Below are 20,700 nucleotides of genomic sequence, written 5' to 3'. Positions count from 1 at the left end.
TCACATCTGCTCACATTTCAATACACTGATATTTTAAATAACAGTGTTGTTAGTGACCTATGACCGCACCGCCGCTGCGCCGGCCCGGCTTGAAACTGTGGCGGTGCGCGCGCCAGGCGATGGTCAACGCCACCAGCAGCAAGGCCAGCATGGCCCACGGAAACGACGCCACGCCATAGCCGTCGAGCAGCATGCCGCCCGCCAGGCCGCCGCCCGCGATGGCCACATTCCAGATGGTCGCCACCATCGCCTGCGCCACATCCATGCCATCGCCGGCAGCGTCGGCCGACGCCGTCTGCAGCAAGGTGCCGGCGCCGCCGAAGGTGATGCCCCAGATGGCCATGCTGACATAGATGACGATGGGGGAGTCCATCGCCAGGCCCAGCGCCACCACCACCAGGGCAAAGGCGGCGATGCAGCCCAGCACGAGCGGGCGCAGCCAGCGGTCGATCAGCTGGCTGACCAGCCAGATGCCGGCCAGCGATCCCACGCCATACACGAGCAGCACCAGGTCGACGCGGGGGCGCAAGCCGGACGGTGCCAGGAACGGCGCGATATACGTATACAGAATGTTATGCGCCAGCATCCAGGCGACGATGACGAACAGAATCGGCCGCACACCGGGCGTCACGAACACCTGGCGGATCGACAGGCGCTCGCCATTCTTTTGCCCCGGATAATCGGGCACGACCAGCAACACCCACGCGACCAGCACCACGGCCATGCCGGACATGATGCCAAAGATGCTGCGCCAGCCCAGCAGGCCGCCCATCAGGGTGCCCAGCGGCACGCCCAGCGACAGGGCCAGCGGCGTGCCGATCATGGCAATGGCCATCGCCCTGCCCTGCTGTTCGGGACGCACCATGCGGCGCGCATAGCCTGCCATCAAGCCCCAGGCCAGCCCGGCGGCCATGCCGGTGACGAAGCGCGCGACCAGGGCGACGGTGTAGTTGGGCGCCAGGGCCGTCGCCGTATTGAAGATCAGGAAGCCGATGATGGCCAGCAACAAGACATTGCGCCGGCGCCAGGTGCTCGTCAGCGCCGTCAGGGGAATCGCCGTCAGGATCGAGCCGATGGCGTACACGGTCACCAGCTGGCCCGTCATGACTTCGGAAATGCCGAGGTCCTTGGCAATCTGCGGCAGCAAGCCGGCCGGCAAGGTTTCCGACAGCAGGGCGAGGAACGCCGTCATGGCCAGGGCCAGCAAGGCCAGGATGGGAATGGAAGAGTCAGCAGCAGCCTGCGAGGGCGCCGTGGCGGTGATACGGTCAGTCATGGGGGTCTTTCTGGTTGCGCAAGCGGCTAAAAAACTAGCGCCTGGCGTGCTACAAAAGCGGTGATGCGCGTTGCGGTCGGCAGATACCGAAACAGATGCAGTCCATAGGAAACTGCAAAGGAAGGGCGGGATTATATAGGAGGCGGGCGAAAAACGTGCGCGCAAGAAAAAAGCCAGGTTCCTGGTGGAGACCTGGCTTTACCCGGCAGGCACTGCGTCTGGCTCAGGCCGGATTGGCGGACCGCGACCGGGCTTGCCGCAGCAACCAGCCACCCAGGACCGCGAAGCCCAGCAAGACAGCGACGCCGGTCAGATAACTGTCAAACATGTCCACACTTCCCGGCGGCATGAATTTCATCACCTCATCGCTGCTGAACACGCATGCCATGCACAGCACCAGGAACGCGGTAAAGCCCGTGGCGGCCAGCAGCACAATGCCGGTATCGCGCCGCCATTGAGCAAAACCGCTCAACGCCAGCCCAGCCAGCATGGCCACGATGCCGCAAGCCGCGATGACTGCCAGCATCGCCAGCTTGCCGTCGGACTGCCGCTCGGCCAGGAAACCAAACAAGGTGATCAGATAGACAAACATCCCCGCAAGCGACTTGCAGACGATGCTGAAGAACTTACGCATCATTCGCCGCCAGGCGCGGAGAAAAATAGGCGTTGGCTTGCGGGCGGAACAGGAAATAGGCAATCACGGCCAGCATCAGCACGCCAGGCACGAGCATGATTTTTACCGGCGACGTGAAAAGAGCCACGACCAGGCCAAACACGCTCCAGCCCAGATACAGCGTCCGCGCCCATTTATGGCCACGGCGCAGGGCAATGCCCGAGATGAGCACAATGACCAGGCCCAGACACATGACTGCATATTGCAACGGCACCGACATCGCGTTCTTGGCCATCAACTCCTTTGTTATCGGGTTATCCATGTTGAGGTAACTGGAGACCAGCGAGATGAGTGCCGTGACGATTAAAAACCAGCCGATGATATTGACAGAGGTGGGGCGATTGCTCACTTTTTGATTCCTATGGGAAATTAATCGAGTGACAATAATACAGATGGGAAACACTTAAATATACACACATACTCACGCCCACCCCGCCACGGCGCAACAGGCGGCATCACATGAACGAAAAAAAGCCGGCTTGCGCCGGCTTCTTGTGAAGAACGATAACTGCTTAGTTTTTCGACTGGTCAACCATCTTGTTCTTGGCGATCCAAGGCATCATGGCGCGCAGTTTCGCGCCCACTTCTTCGATCGGGTGCTCGGACGTCAAACGGCGGCGCGAGATCAGGGTTGGTGCGCCTGCCTTGTTTTCCAGGATGAAGCTCTTCGCGTATTCGCCCGTTTGAATGTCTTTCAGGCATTGACGCATCGCATCCTTGGTGGCCGAGGTGACGACTTTAGGACCGGTCACGTATTCGCCATATTCGGCGTTGTTCGAGATCGAGTAGTTCATGTTGGCGATGCCGCCTTCATAGATCAGGTCGACGATCAGTTTCAGTTCGTGCAAGCACTCGAAATACGCCATTTCAGGCGCGTAACCGGCTTCCGTCAGGGTTTCGAAACCGGCCTTGATCAGTTCCACGGCACCGCCGCACAGCACGGCTTGTTCACCGAACAAGTCCGTTTCAGTTTCTTCACGGAAATTCGTTTCGATGATGCCGGCACGGCCGCCGCCGTTGGCCGAGGCGTACGACAGGGCGATATCGCGGGCGATGCCCGATTTATCCTGGTACACGGCGATCAGGTGGGGCACGCCGCCACCCTGGGTGTAGGTGGCGCGCACGGTGTGGCCCGGGGCTTTCGGCGCGACCATGATCACGTCCAGGTCGGCGCGTGGCACGACTTGGCCGTAATGCACGTTGAAGCCGTGGGCGAAGGCCAGTACGGCGCCTTGCTTGGCGAACGGGGCGATGTTTTCGTTGTAGACCTGGGCGATGTTTTCATCTGGCAGCAAGATCATGATGACGTCGGCCGCTTTCACGGCGTCGTTGACTTCCGCTACTTTCAGGCCCGCTTGCTCGACCTTGGTCCACGAAGCGCCGCCCTTGCGCAGGCCGACGGTGACGTTGACGCCCGAATCGTTCAGGTTTTGCGCGTGCGCGTGGCCTTGCGAACCGTAGCCGATGATGGCAACGTTTTTACCTTTGATCAAGGAGAGGTCAGCGTCTTTGTCGTAAAAAACTTTCATGGTATTTCCTATAATTTGATGATGCGTTGTTGTTTTAAATGCGCCCCGCGGGCCGCGTAGTGCTGCGTCTGTGCTTTTATACTTTGAGGATGCGTTCGCCGCGGCCGATGCCGGAACCACCTGTGCGGACGGTTTCCAGGATGGCGGCGCGGTCGATCGAATCGATGAACGCATCGAGCTTGACCTTGTTGCCAGTCAGTTCGATCGTGTACGTCTTTTCGGTGACATCGATGATGCGGCCACGGAAGATGTCGGCGGTGCGCTTCATTTCCTCGCGCTCCTTGCCCACGGCACGAACCTTGATCAGCATCAACTCGCGTTCGATATGCTGGCCTTCGGTCAGGTCCACCACCTTCACCACTTCAATCAGACGGTTCAGGTGCTTGGTGATCTGCTCGATGATGTCGTCCGAGCCGCTGGTGACGATGGTCATGCGCGACAGGGTCGAGTCTTCCGTCGGCGCCACCGTCAAGGTTTCGATGTTGTAGCCGCGTGCCGAGAACAGGCCCACCACGCGCGACAGGGCGCCCGCTTCGTTTTCCAGCAAGACAGAAATAATATGGCGCATGATTAGAGATCCTCCGAACCGAGCATCATTTCGGAGAGGCCTTTGCCGGCTTTCACCATGGGCCACACGTTTTCGGACTGGTCGGTAATGAAGTTCATGAATACCAGCCTGTCTTTCATGGCAAACGCCTCTTTAAGGGCGCCGTCGACGTCGCCCGGTTTTTCAATTTTCATGCCCACGTGGCCGTACGCTTCAGCCAGCTTCTCGAAGTCGGGCAGCGAATCCATGTACGACTCGGAATAGCGCGAACCGTAATCGATTTCCTGCCACTGGCGCACCATGCCGAGGAAACGGTTGTTGAGCATGATGATCTTCGGCGTCAAATGATACTGCTTGCACGTGGCGAGTTCCTGGATGCACATCTGGATCGAGCCTTCGCCCGTGATGCAGGCGACGGTGGCGTCCGGATTGGCCATCTGCACGCCCATGGCGTACGGCAAGCCGACGCCCATGGTGCCCAGGCCGCCGGAATTGATCCAGCGGCGCGGCTTGTCGAAGCCATAGTATTGCGCCGCCCACATCTGGTGCTGGCCCACGTCGGAGGTGATGAAAGCGTCGCCCTTGGTGAGCTGGAAGACTTTCTCGACCACCGATTGCGGCTTGATGACCAGGTCGGAAGTCGGGTATTTCAGGCATTCGCGGCCACGCCATTCGGCGATCTGCTTCCACCAGTTGCTCAAGGCATTGACGTTCGGCTTGGCTTCGGCCGCGTCGAGTTGCGCGAGGAACTCGATCAGCACGTCCTTGACGTTGCCGACGATGGGGATATCGACCTTGACGCGCTTGGAAATCGACGATGGATCGATGTCCACGTGGATGATCTTGCGCGGATGCGAGGCGAAATGTTTCGGGTTGCCGATCACGCGGTCATCGAAACGGGCGCCGATGGCGATCAGCACGTCGCAATTCTGCATCGCCATGTTCGCTTCGTAGGTGCCGTGCATGCCGGGCATACCGACATACTGCTCGCTCGAGGCGCGGTAGCCGCCCAGGCCCATCAAGGTGTTGGTGCACGGGAAACCCAGGCGGTCGACCAGCTTGTTCAGCTCGGGAGCCGCATTCGCCAGGATGACGCCGCCGCCCGTGTAGATCATCGGGCGTTCGGCTTGCAGCAACAGCTGCACGGCCTTGCGGATCTGGCCCGAGTGGCCCTTGTCGACGGGACGGTAGGAACGCATCTCGACTTCCTTCGGATAGTCGAAATGGCATTTGTGCATGCTGATATCCTTGGGGATATCGACCAGCACGGGTCCCGGACGGCCGGTACGGGCGATGAAGAAGGCTTTCTTGATCGTCGCTGCCAGGTCCTTGACGTCCTTGACGAGGAAGTTGTGCTTGACCACGGGGCGCGTGATGCCGACCGTGTCGCATTCCTGGAACGCATCCTGGCCGATGGCGTGGCTCGGCACCTGGCCGGAGATCACCACCATGGGAATCGAGTCCATGTACGCGGTCGACAGGCCTGTGACGGCATTCGTGACGCCCGGACCGGACGTGACGATGGCGACACCGACTTTGTTCGAGCTGCGCGAATAGGCATCGGCGGCGTGGATCGCGGCCTGCTCGTGGCGTACCAGGATATGCTGGAATTTGTTTTGCTGGAAGATGGCGTCGTAGATGTAGAGTACGGCTCCGCCCGGATATCCAAAGACGTGCTCGACGCCCTCTTCAGCCAGACAGCGCACGACAATTTCTGCGCCGGTAATTGGTCCTGCTGCTGCTTCGGTATTCATGAAACATTCCTTTCAAGGTCCATTGGAGATTGATCGGATGTTCTTTCCTGACGAAGTTCGCTGTGCGCGACAGTGCTCCTGCTTCCCTTTTCATGCGGTCACGCCATTTCTTTGGGCACCCATAGATACCTTACAAAACAACGCTTAACGCAACTCGTTTGGCCGGAGTTTCTGTGGCGCCTGTACGAACCGCTCGCGCTTGTGGCACGGGTTAGAACAAACTGCCTACAAATGAAAGCGCGTCTTGCCGCGGATGGCCTTGTGTGCCGGTCGCGACCTGACCATAGGGCTTTGGGGTGTTCAAAGCGTCCCATACGTTATCGCGTTGCACCATGATGGTCAAGGAAAATGTCGGCCTCGCTGCATTTTTGCTCGCACGACGTGCAAAAACCCTGCGGAAACGCACATTTTTTGCTAGCATGCACGGGGTTGCAAAAAGCATACCCGCCCCCATTTCGCCCACCGCACCCGCAGCCCGCTAAGATCCCCATACCGCATGGCAACAGACAAAGAATTATCCGACTTTCTAGAAAATGTCGAGCGGCGCGCTTTCAAGCAAGCCGCCTACGCGGTCCGCAAGGAAGAATCGGCACTCGACATCGTGCAGGATGCCATGATCAAGCTGGCCGAGAAGTACGGCGACAAGCCGGCCGCCGAACTGCCGATGCTGTTCCAGCGCATCTTGCAGAACACCATCCTTGATTATTTCCGCCGAGAAAAAGTTCGCAATACCTGGGTCAGCCTGTTTTCCGGCATGAAGCCCTCGGGCGACGAGCATGAAGATTTTGATATACTTGACACGTATGAATCGGAACAGGGCAGCAGCGCCGCCGAATCGTCGGCCGACCAGGTCGAACGCGCGCAAATGCTTGCTTTGATTGATGCTGAGGTACAAAAACTGCCGTCACGTCAACGCGAAGCCTTCCTCATGCGTTATTGGCAGGACATGGATGTGGCTGAAACAGCGGAAGCGATGGGCTGCTCCGAAGGTAGCGTGAAAACACATTGCTCCAGAGCTACCCACACGCTCGCCGAATCGCTGAAAGCCAAGGGAATTAAATTATGAACACCGACGATCTCAATTTCGCTTACAAAGTGCGCCATGCACTGAACGAAAAACTCGACGACCTGCCCGCATCGGCCACCGATGGCCTGGCAGCGGCACGCAAGCTGGCCCTGTCGCGCAAGAAGGCGGACGCGCCCGCCACCGTCGCCGTGCGCAAGGACGTCTTCGCCGGCATCGCCAGCAGCCTGTTTGTCGAACCGCTGTCGTGGCTGGGCCGCATGAGCGTCATCATCCCCCTGCTGCTGCTGGTTGGCGGCCTGGTGGGCATCTATCAGTTTGAGCAAGAACAACATATTGCCGAACTGGCAGAAATCGACGCCGCCGTGCTGTCGGACGAATTGCCGCTGTCTGCGTACATGGACCATGGCTTCAACGCCTACCTGACGAAACGCGAGCAATAAATGGCACGCACGAGCGTACGCAAAGGCTGGCTGGCTGGCGGCATCGGCCTGGGCGCCTGCGCCCTGGCTGGCGCGGCCTGGGTAGGCGCGCAACAACATCCTGCGCCCGTGACCCCTCCCGTGGCGGCAGCGTCCGTGGTGGCGCCGGCGCCGGCCGTCAAGCCCGGCTCGGTCCGCACGGCCGGCAAAGGCGGCACGCCGCCCAAGGCCAGCGACAACCCGTCCTGGAACAAACTGTCGCACGCGCAGCAGGAAGCCCTGCAGCCGCTGGCGGGCGAATGGAACAAGCTGGAACCGCTGCGCAAGCAGAAATGGCTCGATATCGCCAGCCGCTTTGCCTCCATGTCGCCCGACGAACAAACCCGCGTGCATGAACGCATGCGCGAATGGATCAAGCTGACGCCGGAACAGCGCCGCCTGGTGCGCGAAAACTACACGCGCACGAAGAAGATTGATCCTGGTCAAAAAACCGCGCAATGGGAGCAATACCAACAATTGCCGGAAGATCAAAAGAAAAAGCTGGCGACGGAACTCGTGCCGAAAAAACCGCTGGGCAAAGTGCCGGCGATCAATTCGAATACCAGCAAGCCGCCCGTGATCGCGCCACCGGCCACGCCCGCAGCGCCTGCCGTCGCCGCGCCCGTCCTGCCGCCAGCCGCCACGCCTGCGGCGGCCGTGCCGCTCACGGATCCTGCCGCGGCCCCCGCCACCGCGCCCGTCACGCCACCTGCCACGCCTGCCCCACTGCCGAACTATGCCAAATAGCACACCTGCCGCCAGCATCACTTCCCATCCCACGATCAAGCGCCGCCTGATTTCCATGGTGTACGAGTCGCTGCTGGCCCTGGCCGTGCTCTTCTTACCCTTCCTGCTGTTTGAACTGGCCGTGCAAGGCGCGCATACGCCGCTGACGGAACACATGCGCCAGTGCCTGGCCTTCCTCGTCATGGGCGCATATTTCATCCATCAATGGAGCCGCGAAGGGCAAACGCTGGCCATGAAGACGTGGCGCTTGCAACTGGTATTGCCAGGCCACGCCCACGTGCCGCTGCGCGTGGCTGCCTGCCGCTACATCCTGTCATGGATGTGGCTGCTGCCGGCCCTGCTGGTGTCGTATGCATTCGATTTGCAGCACTGGACTGCCCTGGGCGCCATCGGCGTGGGCATCCTGGCCTGGTCGGCCACGGCCCTGTTTACGGGCAATGGACAATTCCTGCACGACAAGCTCGTGGGCACGCAGACCGTGCAATTGCCGGCACCGGCCAAGAAGTCGAAGAAAGTCGCCGCCTGAGTTTTTATGCGGCTTGACCTAAGTCATTGAAGCGCCACGGGGGCTCTGCGATCATGGCATGCCATGAATAATACCGCCCCCCTCCCCCACACACGCTTCGCTCCCTACCGCGAGGAAGTCTGCAGCGAAGACGAAGTCAAGCACCTCGTCCACACCTTTTATGCGGCCGCGCGCGACGATGCCATGCTGGGCCCCATCTTTGCCGCCGAGGTCAAGGATTGGGATGCCCACCTGGCAACATTGGTCGATTTCTGGTCAGGTTTGCTGCGCGGCACCATGCGCTACCACGGCAAACCGCTGGCCCAGCACGCGCAAATGGAACACCTGACGCCGTGCATGTTCCGCCGCTGGCTGACCCTGTTCTTCGCCACGACCGAAAGCATGGGCAATGCTGCCCTGCAAGAGAAGGCCGACACCATCGCCTTGAATATTGCTGAACGGCTATGGAAAAGCTTTGCGGAAAGCCACGCCATCGTGGCGCCGCAGCTTTAGAAACGCTCGTAACCCTGCAGATAGCGCCATTGCCCCACGGGCATGGCGCCCATCGGAATGCGGCCGATGCGCAAGCGTTTCATGGCGACGACATCCAGTCCCACCATCTTGCACATATGGGCGATCTGGCCCGGCTGCACGTTTTTCAGGGCGAAGCGCAGGCGCGTCTCGTTTTGCCAGCTGACCTTGATCGGCGGCAAAGGCTTGCCATTGAAGGGCAAGCCGTGATTCAGCAGCGCCAGGCCGTTTTCCATGATGTCGCCCGATACTTCCACGATGAATTCCTGCTCCACCGTTTTCGCTTCGTCGACCAGTTTGCGGGCGACGCGGAAATCCTGCGTAAACACCAGCAAGCCGGAGGCCATGGTGTCGAGCGGATTGGTGATGGTCAGGCCGATCAGGTGGCGCTTGAGAAAGCGCGTGACGGCGCTGGGCAGCACGTTTTCCGGGGTGAACAGCTCTTCGGGACGCAAGCAGGCCAGGGCCGGCTTGCCTTCGCTGCCCACGCCGCCGTTGACGCCGGCCGGCTTGTGCAGCAGGATCGTCACGGGCGGCATTTCTTCCAAGGTCGCGTTCGGCAACAGCACGACCGCCTGATTGTCGGCCACGCGCGCACCCGATTCCTCCACCAGCACGCCATCGACCGTGACCCAACCGCCCTCGATATACAGCTCGGCCTCGCGGCGTGAGCAGGGTACGTCTTCAGACAGGCGCTTGGCCAGGCGGACGGTGGGCATTTCGTGTGGTGTGGTCATGGGGAGGCGCAAAAAGCAAGAGGAGGAGAAAGCCGGTATTGTAACCGACCCGCTCCTCCCCCTTTTTGCTGATTGCGCTGGAGATTGTCGGATTACGCTGCTGATTGTCGGATTACGCTACGCTAATCCGACCTACCCGACCCACCCGACCTGCGCGGCGGTGGCGGGTTTGGTAGGTTGGATTAGCGGAACGCGTAAGCCAACAATCAGGCCTGCGCCTTCGCCAATTCCTCGGCAAAGAAGCGGTGGCCCATCTCTTCCAGCCCCAGCGTCTGCAGCACTTCCTGCAGGCGTTCCGTCGGACGCTGGCGCGGCAGGTTTTTATAACTGGCGATGATCAGTTCATTCTTCATCGAATGCTCCCAGCCCACCAGTTCCGTCACGCTGACCTGGTAGCCATGCGCTTCCAGCTGCAAACAGCGCAGCACGTTGGTGATCTGGCTGCCGAACTCGCGCGTGTGCAGCGGGTGGCGCCACAATTCCGTCAAGGCACTCTTGCCCAGGCTCTGACCCTTGTTCTTCTTCAAGACGGAAGCGACTTCCGCCTGGCAACACGGCACCAGCACCATGAACTTCGCCTTTTTCTTCAGCGCGAAGTGGATCGCGTCATCGGTAGCCGTGTTGCACGCATGCAAGGCCGTGACGATGTCGATCTGCTGCGGCAGCAAGCTCGATTCCGTCGATTCGGCCACGGACAGGGGCAGGAAGGACATGCCGGGGAACTTGAATTTCTTCGCCAGCTCTTGCGAGCGCTGCACCAGCTCTTCGCGCGTCTCGATGCCGTAGATGTGCGAACCGTCGTTGCCATTCTTGAAGAACAGGTCGTACAGGATGAAACCCAGGTACGACTTGCCGGCGCCGTGGTCAACCAAGGACACGCCGGGATGGTCGAGCTGCACTTCGCGCAGCAGCGGCTCGATGAACTGCGTCAGGTGGTACACCTGCTTGAGCTTGCGGCGGCTATCCTGGTTCATCTTGCCGTCGCGCGTCAGGATGTGCAATTCCTGCAGCAAGGCGACCGACTGGCCATCCTTGATCTCGGGCATGTTGCTGGCGGCCGTGATGACGTCTTTCGGCACAACGGCTGCGGTGGCGGCGGCTGCGGTGGCGGCGGCTGCCGCGCCCTTAGCGCGCTTCATCGATCCACGCCATCTGTATCGCTTCGAGCACTTTTTCGCCGCCGCGCGTGTGGTCATCGTCGAAGCCGTCCAGTTCCACCACCCAGTTATGCAGGTCGGTGAAACGCACGGTCAACGGGTCGATGTCCGGATGCGCGTCGTACAGCGCCTCGGCGATCGCGTGAATATCGGACCATTTCATGTTAGTGACTGCCTTCGCTGACCTGGTTGATCGTGTATTTCGGGATTTCGACGACGAGGTCGGCGTCGGCCACGATGGACTGGCACGACAGGCGCGACACGGCTTCCAGGCCCCAGGCCTTGTCCAGCATGTCTTCTTCCAGTTCCGTCGCTTCGTTCAGCGATTCGATGCCTTCGCGCACCAGCACGTGGCAGGTGGTGCAGGCGCACGATTTTTCGCAGGCGTGCTCGATGTCGATGTCGTTTTCCAGCAGGATGTCGCAGATGGACTTGCCGGCCGGGGCTTCGATGACGGCGCCGTCCGGGCAAAGCTTGGCGTGCGGCAGGATAACGATTTGTGGCATGGTTTCTTCTTTCAGTCTGTCATTCGGAGCGCGGCCGCAGTATCGGCGGCGCGCTGTTCAATTGGTTTTATACGACCTGGTCCAGGGACTTGCCCTTCAGAGCAGTGCGCACGCTGCGGTCCATGCGGCGCGAGGCGAAATCCTCGGTGCCGTCGGCCAGCGCCTCGATCGCCAGCTTCAATGCCTGGTGGTCGATGGCGCCGCTTTGCGATTGCGCAATGGCGTCGCGCACCTTGTTCATCAAGCCATCCACGGTGACCCGTTCGGCGTCGTCGAGCAAGCCGCCGTCTTCGTCCAGCGCCGACTGCGTGGCCAGCAGGATGCGTTCCGCTTCCACCTGCTCTTCGCGCAGCGCGCGCGCCACCATGTCGGTGTCGGCCGACGTGTACGACTCCTGCAGCATGCGAGCGATGTCGTCGTCGCCCAGGCCATACGCCGGCTTGACGCTGATCGACGCTTCCACGCCCGAGCGCAATTCGCGCGCCGAGACGGACAGCAAGCCATCCGCATCGACCTGATACGTGATGCGGATGCGCGCGGCGCCCGCCACCATCGGCGGAATGCCGCGCAGCTCGAAACGCGCCAGCGAACGGCAATCGCTCACCAGTTCGCGCTCGCCCTGCAGCACATGCACGGCCAGCGCCGTCTGGCCATCTTTAAAGGTCGTGAATTCCTGCGCGCGCGCGCACGGAATCGTCGAATTGCGGGGAATGATCTTTTCCACCAGGCCGCCCATGGTTTCGATACCGAGCGACAGCGGAATCACGTCCAGCAGCAGCCAGTCGTCGCCGGCGGCGCGATTACCTGCCAGCAAGTTCGCCTGGATGGCCGCGCCCAGCGCCACCACTTTATCGGGGTCGATATTCGCGTGCGGCGTCGTGTGGAAGAATTCGCTGACGGCGCGCTGCACGTGCGGCATGCGCGTGGCGCCACCGACCATCACCACGCCGTCGACGTCGTCCGCATCCACGTTCGCGTCGCGCAAGGCTTTTTTGATGGCGTTCATGGTCTTGCCCACCAGGTGCTGCGTCATGGCGGCAAATTCCGTCGCCGTGATGCGCAGGTGGATTTCTTCACCCGAGTTCAGGGCCGCGTCGATCATCGTTTCCGACTTGGTCGACAGCGTTTCCTTGATCTCACGCGCTTTCACCAGCAGGATGGCCGTGTCTTCGTCCGACAGCGGCGCCAGCTTGGCGTGCTCGCTGATCCAGCAGAACAGGCGGCGGTCGAAATCGTCGCCGCCCAGGGCCGAGTCGCCGCCCGTCGACAGCACTTCAAAGACGCCCTTGCTCAGCTTCAGGATGGAAATGTCGAAAGTGCCGCCGCCGAGGTCATACACGGCGTACACGCCTTCGGAGGCGTTATCGAGGCCATACGCGATGGCGGCGGCCGTCGGCTCGCTCAAGAGGCGCAAGACATTGATGCCGGCCAGTTGCGCCGCATCTTTCGTCGCCTGGCGCTGCGCATCGTCAAAGTAAGCGGGCACGGTGATCACGGCGCCCACCAGGTCGTCGCCGAGCGAGTCTTCCGCACGCTGGCGCAGGGTGGCGAGAATTTGCGCCGACACTTCGACCGGACTTTTCACGCCGGCCACGGTTTTCAGCTGCACCATGCCAGGCGTATCCTGGAAGTCGTAAGGCAGGTTTTCCGCGTAGGCGATGTCGGCCAGGCCGCGGCCCATGAAGCGCTTGACGGACACGATGGTGTTCTTCGGGTCGGTGGTTTGCGCGGACAGGGCCTTGTAGCCGATGTTCGCATGGCCGTTCGGCAGGTAGCGCACGACGGAGGGCAGCAGGGAGCGCCCGTCTTCGTCGTTGAGCACCTCGGGAATGCTGTTGCGCACGGTGGCGACCAGGGAATTGGTGGTGCCCAGATCGATGCCGACGGCCAGGCGGTGCTGGTGCGGCGCGGTCGACATGCCTGGTTCGGAAATTTGCAGAAGTGCCATTGTATTCGTGCCTCGATTAATTTTGTGCGTGGTGCTGCTGATGCCTGTCGCGCATTATAAGACGCGCGCCGGACTGGCGCTTGGTCAGTCAGGCTTCCATGGCCTCGTATGCAAAACGGACTTCTTCGCCGAATTTGTCGAGGAACATCAGGGCGCGCACGCTTTGCGCGGCATTCACATAGTCGCCCGCGTCGAGCTGGGCCGCCACCTGGGCCAGCAAGGCCTTGCGTTCACCGCGCAACTGGCGGTCCAGGGCGTCGAGCGCGTCGGCATCCTTGCCGGCGCGCGCATCGCCGAGTTCCTCGCGCCACTCCATCTGCTGCATCAGGAAGCTGACGGGCATGGCCGTGTTCGACTCCGTCTGCAAATCGACGCCATTGAGTTCGCACAGGTATTGCGCGCGCTTTTGCGGGCTTTTCAGGGTTTGATAGGCTTCATTGGCGCGCGTGGCCCATTGCATCGCCACGCGCTTTTCAGCGCTGCTGGCGTTGATGAAGCGGTCCGGATGGACCTTGCCCTGCACGTCGCGGTAGGCAGAGTCGAGCGCGCTCATGTCGAGCCCGAACTGCGCCGGCAACTGGAATAATTCGAAGTGATTTTGCATAATGGTCGGTGGTCGCTGTACCGCAATCGATGGGTACAGCGCACCGACCGGGGTCTTGCCAGCTGTTTAAATCCTGAAGGACTCGCCGCAGCCGCAGGCGTCTTTTTCGTTCGGATTGTGGAACTTGAAGCCTTCGTTCAAGCCTTCGCGCGCGAAATCGAGTTCCGTGCCGTCGATGTAAGGCAGGCTTTTCGGGTCGACGAAGACTTTCACGCCGTGCGACTCAAAAACGCTGTCTTCGGCCGCCACTTCATCGACATATTCGAGCTTGTAAGCCAGGCCCGAGCAGCCCGTGGTGCGCACGCCAAAGCGCAAGCCCATGCCCTTGCCGCGCCGTTCGATATAACGGTTGATGTGTTTCGCCGCTTTTTCGGTCAGTGTGATCATGTATTTCTCCGCAACTGCCCCGGCCTTGCGGCTGGGGCGGGCTGCCAACGTTTAAGCTGCTACTGGATGGCGGGTCTGGTAATCCAGCACTGCCGCCTTGATGGCGTCTTCCGCCAGGATGGAGCAGTGGATCTTCACTGGCGGCAGGGCCAGTTCTTCGGCGATCTGCGTATTCTTGATGGCCAGCGCCTGGTCCAGGGTCTTGCCCTTGACCCATTCGGTCACCAGCGAGCTCGACGCGATGGCCGAACCGCAGCCGTAGGTCTTGAATTTCGCGTCTTCGATCAGGCCATCGGCGCCGACCTTGATCTGCAGTTTCATCACGTCGCCGCAGGCGGGCGCGCCTACCATGCCGGTGCCGATGGTGTCATCACCCTTGTCGAAAGCGCCCACGTTGCGCGGGTTTTCGTAGTGATCGAGTACTTTGTCCGAGTAAGCCATTTTGATGCTCCTTTAATATTCTTGCCGGCCCCATTCACGAGGCCACGGTGTTGGTTAGTGGGCTGCCCATTGGATGGAATTGATATCAATGCCATCTTTAAACATATCCCACAGCGGCGACAATTCGCGCAGCTTGTGTACTTTCGATTTCAGCAGGTTCACGGCGAAGTCGATGTCTTCCTCGGTCGAGAAGCGGCCGATGGTGAAGCGGATCGAGCTGTGCGCCAGTTCGTCGCTGCGGCCCAGGGCGCGCAGCACGTACGATGGCTCCAGGCTGGCCGAGGTGCAGGCCGAACCGGACGACACGGCGATATCCTTGATCGCCATGATCAGCGACTCGCCTTCGACGTAGTTGAAGCTGACGTTCAGGTTGTGCGGCACGCGGTGCTCCATGTCGCCGTTGATGTAGACTTCTTCGATCTCTTGCAAGCCCTTCGCCAGGCGGTCGCGCAAGGCCTTGATGCGGCCGATTTCGCTGTCCATTTCTTCCTTGGCGATGCGGAAGCTCTCGCCCATGCCGACGATCTGGTGCGTCGGCAGGGTGCCCGAGCGCAGGCCGCGCTCATGGCCGCCACCGTGCATCTGCGCTTCCAGGCGCACGCGCGGCTTGCGGCACACGTACAGGGCGCCCACGCCTTTTGGGCCGTAGGTTTTGTGCGCCGTGAAGGTCATCAGGTCGACCTTGGTCTTTTGCAGGTCGATGACGACCTTGCCCGTCGCTTGCGCGGCGTCGCAATGGAAGATGATGCCTTTCGAGCGGCAGAACACGCCGATTTCGTCGATCGGCTGGATCACGCCGATTTCGTTGTTCACCAGCATCACCGACACGAGGATGGTGTCCGGGCGCACGGCCGCGGCCAGCTGCTCGACGGTAATCAGGCCGTTGTCCTGCGGCTCCAGATACGTCGCTTCAAAGCCGATGCGTTCCAGTTCGCGCACCGTGTCGAGTACCGATTTATGCTCGGTCTTGACGGTGATGATGTGCTTGCCCTTGGTCTTGTAGAACTGTGCCGCGCCCTTGATGGCCAGGTTGTTGCTTTCCGTCGCGCCGGAAGTCCAGATGATTTCGCGCGGATCGGCGTTCACCAGGGCCGCTACGTAGCCGCGTGCCTCTTCCACGGCTTTTTCCGCCGTCCAGCCATACATGTGGCTGCGCGATGCCGGATTGCCGAACTGCTCGCGCAGGTAGGGAATCATCTTGTCGGCGACGCGTGGATCGATCGGCGTGGTGGCCGAGTAATCCATGTAGATCGGGAAATGCGGTGCGGTTTCAAAGTGCACTTGGCCTACGTTTTTTTCAGGGGCGTTCATCAATAACTCCAATGCAATCAGCAACTTAGTATTTTGTATTTATCAACCGAGGGCGGCGTGGTTACGGTGCATCACCATCACGCTTTGCTCGGCAATCTTTTGTCTCTGCTGGTCGACCAGGTCCTGCAAGGACACAGAATCCAGATAATCGACCATTTTTTCGTTGAGTGTGGACCACAATTCATGCGTCATGCAGCGCGCACCCGTGGCCGCGTCGGCGCCGTGGCAATGTTCCTTGCCGCCGCACTGCGTGGCGTCCAGCGGCTCGTCGACGGCGATGATGATGTCGGCCACCGTCACCTTGTCGGCACGGCGCGCCAGGCTGTAGCCGCCGCCCGGACCACGGATCGATTCGACGATCTCATGCCGGCGCAGCTTGCCGAACAGCTGTTCCAGATAGGACAGGGAAATCGACTGGCGCTGGCTGATGCCGGACAAGGTGACCGGCCCCTTGCCCTGGCGCAGGGCAAGATCGATCATTGCAGTCACGGCAAAACGACCTTTTGTAGTCAGACGCATACATCCTCGGCTTAACTGTTCAATAACTAGTTTAAAATATTGCGGCTTTTCAACTTCTCAAACCCCGAGTAGTTGAATGATTTAGTCAAGTATAACAAATTCGGCGGGGTTTGTCAGAGCGCCCCTCGATGACCACAGGGCTGGCAGGGGCATAGCCGGCCGCGCCAGGCGCGGCGGCTTCAGGAAAACAACAGTCAGGAAATCGCAGGCGTTCTCAGCCCCGTAAGGCGGCACGTACTTTCATCAGTTCAAACCCCAGCAGGTTCAAGCCGTCCCAGGTGGCGGGGTCCAGGATGCGCGGATTGTCCGAGGCCAGGCCCACGCCCCAGATGCGGTCGACGGGACTGGCTTCGACAATGACGCGTTCGCCCGTGCCCAGCAGAAACTTGCGCAGCGCGGCCTTTTGCGAGAACTTGGCAAAGTTGCCATCGAAGACGATGCCGGCGCGCGCCGCCTCCCACACTTTGGCGTCAAAATTGGCCACTTCGCGCCCCAGCTTCTTCACTTCCGACGGCCGCCCGGCCGCCACGATGCGCGCCTGCACGGCCGTGTCGCCAAACAGGGCCGCCTTTTGCGCCATCATGTAGTGCTCGGCCGTCGCATACGTCACGCCGGCCAAGCTGAACGGCGATGGAAACCATTGGCTGAAGCAACTTTTGTCGGGCACCTGCGGCTGCGCCGGCGTGTGGCCCCAGAAATACAGATAGTCGGGCTCGCCGCCCGCCGCTATCCACGCCGTCAATTCTTCCACATTACTGATTTGCATATTCCCCGCACTTTCGCCAGACAGGCGCCAATTCAATCTCAAGCACGCAACAGTCGCATCGGGCCAAACAAGGCCTGCATGTCGCTGTTGCCGATAAAGGACAGATTATACGGATGTTCCGCCGTCACCTGCGGCAGCATTGCCGCCACCGGCAGGCGTTTGATGAGCTCGGCAATCTTGCCCCATAACACCAGTTGCGGCAAGGCCGCCCCGCCCTGCCGCGCCAGCGCTTCCAGCACCACCTGCAGGAAGGGCAGCCAGCCGAGCGCATCCTGCACGGGCGGCACGTGGGAACGGAACACCAGCGCCGCGTTGAGCAGCAAGAAACCCTGCTCCGTCATCTTACGCTGCAAGTCGGGCAGGGTCTGGATCACGCCGCTGCCCGCCAGCTGCGCGGCGGCGGCCACGGGAGCCATGGCCGCGCCGGACGTGTCGCCGCCCTGCAACTGGCCATCGGCCACCAGCAGCATCTTCATGAAGTTGCGCAGGGACGTGGCGCGGTTGACGGGTTTCGACAGCCCCGTGGCCGACCATAAACTGCCGACGGCGCCATCCATGAAGCACACGCCCGTGGCGCTGTCGGCGCGCGGATACGGCCCCTCGCCCACCAGCACGTAACGCACCTGCGCCAGCGGCAGGGCAAAGGCGGCAAACAGCCGGCCCTGCGTGGGCAGGTAATCGTCGGCGGCCAGCGCCGGCAGATAGGCGGGATCGGCCGCCATCACGGCCTGCAAGCCGCGCAGCAGGATGGGACGCCAGGAAGCATGCGCCAGAGACAGGGCATCGGTGATGCTGGCAGGAACGGTGGTTACGGTCATGGCGCGTGAAGTATTTGGACAAACGCAAATTGTAGCCTACCGGCAAGCTGGCATTGACCGCCCCAAATCAATCACGCATAAAAAAACCCCGTCTGTTGCCAGACAGGGCTTTCTGCCTTGCGCCTTATAAAATCTATTCGGCGTCAGGTTGCTGCGATGGATGGGCAGCGGCAAAGGCCGGCAAGCCGGCGCAATGCGCATGGATGCGCGCCACGCGCGGGTACGGCGCCAGGTCGATGGCGAAACGCTGCGCATTGAACACTTGCGGCACCAGGCAGCAATCGGCCATCGTCGGGCTGTCGCCATGGCAGAACAGGCCAGCTCCGGCCGGGTCGCCCTGCGCCAACAGCGCTTCCACGGCCGCCAGTCCCTCGGCCATCCAGTGGCGATACCACTCCTGCTTGGCTTCGTCCGACAGCCCCAGCGTGTTTTTCAGGTATTTCAGGACGCGCAGATTCGTCAGCGGATGGGCGTCGCAGGCGATCGCCAGCGCCAGCGCGCGCACCCTGGCGCGCCCCAGCGCGTCGACCGGCAGCAGCGGCACGGCTGGCCGCGTCTCGTCCAGGTATTCGAGCATCGCCAGCGACTGCGTCAGGATGGCGCCGTCGTCATCGAGCGCCGGCACCAGCGCCGACGGATTGACGGTACGGTAGGCCGGCAGCAACTGCTGGCCGCCATCCTGCAGCAGATGCACGGGGATGCTGTCGTAATCGATGCCCTTCAAATTGAGGGCAATGCGCACGCGGTAGGCGGCCGAACTGCGGAAATAGGTGTACAGCTTCATCGGGCGCCTCCCCTCAGGCGCGGCCGGCGTACAGCACGACCGTCTGCTCGATGCTGCCGAAGATGCTGGCGCCCGCCGCGTCGCGCATCTCGATGCGCACCGTGTCGCCGAACTTCAGGTACGCCGTCTTCGGCGCGCCGTGTTCGATGGTTTCATACATGCGCACCTCGGCCAGGCAGCAGTAACCCACGCCGCCGTTGCCGATGCTGGAGCCGAACAGGTTGCCCTGCTTGTTCGACACGGTGCCCGAACCGATGATGCTGCCGGCACCCAGTTCGCGCGTCTTCGCCGCATGGGCGACGAGTTGCGCAAAATTGAAGGTCATGTCTTCGCCCGCATTCGGTTTGCCGAACGGTTTGTCGTTCAGGTCCACCAGCAGCGGCAGGTGCAGCTTGCTGTCCGCCCAGTTGGCACCCAGTTCATCGGGCGTGACGGCGACGGGCGAAAACGCGCTGGCCGCCTTCGACTGGAAGAAACCGAAACCCTTGGCCAGTTCGCCCGGAATCAGGTTGCGCAAGGAGACATCGTTGACCAGCATCACCAGGCGAATCGCTTGCGCCGCATCGTCCACACTGGCGCCCATGGCCACGTCGCCCGTAATCACGGCCACTTCCGCTTCCAGGTCGATGCCCCACTCTTCCGACAGGGCGAAGATGGGGTCGCGCGGCCCGATGAAACTGTCCGAGCCGCCCTGGTACATCAGCGGGTCCGTGTAGAACGAGGCCGGCACTTCCGCGTTGCGCGCCTTGCGCACCAGTTCCACATGGTTGATATAGGCGGAACCGTCGGCCCACTGGTAGGCGCGCGGCAGCGGCGAGTGGCATTGATTGGCGTCAAACGGCTGCGCGTCCGGCGCCTGGCCCGCGTTCAGGGCGGCGTATGCCTGTTCCAGTTTCGGCGCGACGGCGTCCCAGTTGTCGAGCGCCGCCTGCAGGGTGGGGGCGATGCCGGCCACGCGCTGGTACTGGCGCAGGTCGCGGCTGACGAGGATCAGGGCGCCGTCGCGGCTGCCGTTTTTCAGGGTTGCGAATTTCATGGTGTTCCTTGTTCGATGTATTTATCAGGGAGTGTCGATCCGGGCTGCTCAGGCGTCGGCCGGCGCGTGCATCCAGGCGGCGTGCTTCGGCGCGCGGCGTGTCTGCGACCATTCTTCCAGCATTTCCCATTTGACGGCGTCCAGTTTGGCCATCATTTCGGGCGTACCCACGTTGGCCGCCAGTTCCAGGCGGTGACCGTTGGGGTCGAAGAAATAGATCGACTGGAAGATAGCGTGATTCACAGGTCCCAGCACCTCGATGCCGGCGGCCACCAGGCGTTCCTTGGCGGCCAGCAGTTCTTCCATGCTGCCCACTTCCAGCGCCAGGTGCTGCACCCAGGCCGGGGTATTGCGGTCGCGGTCCATCGGCGGCTGCGTCGGCAGCTCGAAGAAGGCCAGCACATTGCCCTGGCCCGCGTCGAGGAAGACGTGCATGTACGGGTCCGGCGCCTTGGTCGACGGCACCAGGTCTTCCGCGATGGCGAGGACGAAATTCATGTTCAAATGCTTGACGTACCACTCGACGGTTTTCTTCGCGTCGATGCAGCGGTAGGCGACGTGGTGGATTTGCTTGATCTTCATGGTGTTTGTCTCCAATGGATGGCGCCCGGGGCGCGATGGCTGGCCTGTTTTTCAGCT

Annotated in this window: 26 protein-coding genes; 5 read left to right on the top strand and 21 right to left on the bottom strand. The window is 61.4% G+C overall.

Annotation, left to right across the window (positions count from 1 at the left end; genetic code table 11):
• Positions 1-49 precede the first annotated feature (49 nt).
• From KY494_RS26380 to KY494_RS26355, 6 genes are all read right to left on the bottom strand, one after another.
• On the bottom strand, positions 50-1,276 hold the full coding sequence (locus tag KY494_RS26380) for an MFS transporter (protein WP_219888753.1): 1,227 nt from the start codon (positions 1,274-1,276) through the stop codon (positions 50-52).
• 223 nt (positions 1,277-1,499) lie between these two features.
• Positions 1,500-1,913: a hypothetical protein gene (locus tag KY494_RS26375; RefSeq protein ID WP_219888751.1), complete on the bottom strand. Its 414-nt coding sequence runs from the start codon at positions 1,911-1,913 to the stop codon at positions 1,500-1,502.
• Complete coding sequence (locus KY494_RS26370; RefSeq protein ID WP_219888750.1) at positions 1,903-2,298, bottom strand: hypothetical protein; 396 nt, start codon at positions 2,296-2,298, stop codon at positions 1,903-1,905. The genes KY494_RS26375 and KY494_RS26370 overlap by 11 nt, the downstream gene beginning before the upstream one ends.
• A 163-nt stretch (positions 2,299-2,461) precedes the next feature.
• Positions 2,462-3,478 carry a ketol-acid reductoisomerase gene (ilvC, locus tag KY494_RS26365; protein ID WP_096236700.1) on the bottom strand — a complete coding sequence of 339 codons (1,017 nt, stop codon included), beginning with the start codon at positions 3,476-3,478 and terminating at the stop codon, positions 2,462-2,464.
• A gap of 76 nt (positions 3,479-3,554) precedes the next feature.
• Complete coding sequence (gene ilvN, locus KY494_RS26360) at positions 3,555-4,046, bottom strand: acetolactate synthase small subunit (protein WP_010399754.1); 492 nt, start codon at positions 4,044-4,046, stop codon at positions 3,555-3,557.
• A 2-nt stretch (positions 4,047-4,048) separates the two neighbouring features.
• Positions 4,049-5,779, bottom strand: coding sequence for an acetolactate synthase 3 catalytic subunit (locus KY494_RS26355; RefSeq protein WP_096236702.1), 1,731 nt, complete (start codon positions 5,777-5,779; stop codon positions 4,049-4,051).
• A gap of 496 nt (positions 5,780-6,275) precedes the next feature.
• Between KY494_RS26355 and KY494_RS26350 the strand changes: the two genes are divergently transcribed.
• From KY494_RS26350 to KY494_RS26330, 5 genes are all read left to right on the top strand, one after another.
• The gene (locus tag KY494_RS26350) at positions 6,276-6,845 is read left to right on the top strand and encodes an RNA polymerase sigma factor (protein WP_219133632.1); all 570 of its coding nucleotides are present in this window, start codon (positions 6,276-6,278) and stop codon (positions 6,843-6,845) included.
• Positions 6,842-7,246 (top strand): DUF3619 family protein, encoded by a 405-nt coding sequence (locus KY494_RS26345; RefSeq protein WP_219888748.1) that lies wholly within the window; start codon positions 6,842-6,844, stop codon positions 7,244-7,246. The genes KY494_RS26350 and KY494_RS26345 overlap by 4 nt, the downstream gene beginning before the upstream one ends.
• Positions 7,247-8,011, top strand: a complete 765-nt coding sequence (locus KY494_RS26340; RefSeq protein ID WP_219888746.1) for a DUF3106 domain-containing protein — start codon at positions 7,247-7,249, stop codon at positions 8,009-8,011. It begins immediately after the preceding gene.
• Positions 8,001-8,537, top strand: a complete 537-nt coding sequence (locus KY494_RS26335; protein WP_219888744.1) for an RDD family protein — start codon at positions 8,001-8,003, stop codon at positions 8,535-8,537. Before KY494_RS26340 ends, KY494_RS26335 begins: the two co-directional genes overlap by 11 nt.
• A gap of 63 nt (positions 8,538-8,600) precedes the next feature.
• A complete protein-coding gene (locus tag KY494_RS26330; RefSeq protein WP_219133636.1) occupies positions 8,601-9,029 on the top strand; it encodes a group III truncated hemoglobin in 429 nt (142 codons plus the stop codon).
• On the opposite strand, the gene KY494_RS26325 is transcribed toward KY494_RS26330, so the two are convergent.
• From KY494_RS26325 to KY494_RS26255, 15 genes are all read right to left on the bottom strand, one after another.
• Positions 9,026-9,784 carry an rRNA pseudouridine synthase gene (locus tag KY494_RS26325; RefSeq protein WP_219133637.1) on the bottom strand — a complete coding sequence of 253 codons (759 nt, stop codon included), beginning with the start codon at positions 9,782-9,784 and terminating at the stop codon, positions 9,026-9,028. The two genes, KY494_RS26330 and KY494_RS26325, sit on opposite strands and share 4 nt — an antisense overlap.
• 206 nt (positions 9,785-9,990) lie before the next feature.
• The gene (locus tag KY494_RS26320) at positions 9,991-10,923 is read right to left on the bottom strand and encodes an SAM-dependent methyltransferase (RefSeq protein WP_219888742.1); all 933 of its coding nucleotides are present in this window, start codon (positions 10,921-10,923) and stop codon (positions 9,991-9,993) included.
• Entirely contained in the window at positions 10,910-11,104 is a 195-nt protein-coding gene (gene iscX / locus KY494_RS26315; RefSeq protein ID WP_071076333.1) for a Fe-S cluster assembly protein IscX, read from the bottom strand. The genes KY494_RS26320 and iscX overlap by 14 nt, the downstream gene beginning before the upstream one ends.
• Position 11,105: 1 nt before the next feature.
• The gene (fdx, locus tag KY494_RS26310; RefSeq protein WP_035820570.1) at positions 11,106-11,447 is read right to left on the bottom strand and encodes an ISC system 2Fe-2S type ferredoxin; all 342 of its coding nucleotides are present in this window, start codon (positions 11,445-11,447) and stop codon (positions 11,106-11,108) included.
• Between the two features lie 67 nt (positions 11,448-11,514).
• Complete coding sequence (gene hscA, locus KY494_RS26305; protein ID WP_219888741.1) at positions 11,515-13,395, bottom strand: Fe-S protein assembly chaperone HscA; 1,881 nt, start codon at positions 13,393-13,395, stop codon at positions 11,515-11,517.
• 88 nt (positions 13,396-13,483) lie between these two features.
• Positions 13,484-13,999, bottom strand: a complete 516-nt coding sequence (hscB, locus tag KY494_RS26300; protein WP_099763006.1) for a Fe-S protein assembly co-chaperone HscB — start codon at positions 13,997-13,999, stop codon at positions 13,484-13,486.
• Positions 14,000-14,065: 66 nt separating this feature from the next.
• Entirely contained in the window at positions 14,066-14,386 is a 321-nt protein-coding gene (gene iscA, locus KY494_RS26295; protein WP_010399774.1) for an iron-sulfur cluster assembly protein IscA, read from the bottom strand.
• 51 nt (positions 14,387-14,437) lie between these two features.
• Complete coding sequence (gene iscU, locus KY494_RS26290; protein WP_010399775.1) at positions 14,438-14,827, bottom strand: Fe-S cluster assembly scaffold IscU; 390 nt, start codon at positions 14,825-14,827, stop codon at positions 14,438-14,440.
• A gap of 54 nt (positions 14,828-14,881) precedes the next feature.
• Positions 14,882-16,138, bottom strand: coding sequence for an IscS subfamily cysteine desulfurase (locus KY494_RS26285; RefSeq protein WP_099763005.1), 1,257 nt, complete (start codon positions 16,136-16,138; stop codon positions 14,882-14,884).
• A 42-nt stretch (positions 16,139-16,180) separates the two neighbouring features.
• Complete coding sequence (gene iscR, locus KY494_RS26280) at positions 16,181-16,657, bottom strand: Fe-S cluster assembly transcriptional regulator IscR (protein ID WP_034779566.1); 477 nt, start codon at positions 16,655-16,657, stop codon at positions 16,181-16,183.
• A gap of 214 nt (positions 16,658-16,871) precedes the next feature.
• Entirely contained in the window at positions 16,872-17,423 is a 552-nt protein-coding gene (locus KY494_RS26275; RefSeq protein WP_219888740.1) for an NADAR family protein, read from the bottom strand.
• Positions 17,424-17,461: 38 nt separating this feature from the next.
• Complete coding sequence (locus KY494_RS26270) at positions 17,462-18,241, bottom strand: uracil-DNA glycosylase (protein ID WP_219888738.1); 780 nt, start codon at positions 18,239-18,241, stop codon at positions 17,462-17,464.
• A 133-nt stretch (positions 18,242-18,374) separates the two neighbouring features.
• Positions 18,375-19,025 carry a maleylacetoacetate isomerase gene (gene maiA / locus KY494_RS26265; protein ID WP_219888736.1) on the bottom strand — a complete coding sequence of 217 codons (651 nt, stop codon included), beginning with the start codon at positions 19,023-19,025 and terminating at the stop codon, positions 18,375-18,377.
• A 13-nt stretch (positions 19,026-19,038) separates the two neighbouring features.
• Positions 19,039-20,061, bottom strand: coding sequence for a fumarylacetoacetate hydrolase family protein (locus tag KY494_RS26260; RefSeq protein WP_219888735.1), 1,023 nt, complete (start codon positions 20,059-20,061; stop codon positions 19,039-19,041).
• Positions 20,062-20,109: 48 nt separating this feature from the next.
• A complete protein-coding gene (locus KY494_RS26255) occupies positions 20,110-20,643 on the bottom strand; it encodes a VOC family protein (RefSeq protein WP_070311278.1) in 534 nt (177 codons plus the stop codon).
• Between the last annotated feature and the right edge of the window lie 57 nt (positions 20,644-20,700).

It is taken from the genome of Janthinobacterium sp. PAMC25594, from assembly GCF_019443505.1.
Lineage (GTDB): Bacteria > Pseudomonadota > Gammaproteobacteria > Burkholderiales > Burkholderiaceae_D > Janthinobacterium.
The sequence above is the reverse complement of the archived record's forward strand: the minus strand, read 5'-3'. Positions and strand labels throughout refer to the sequence as shown.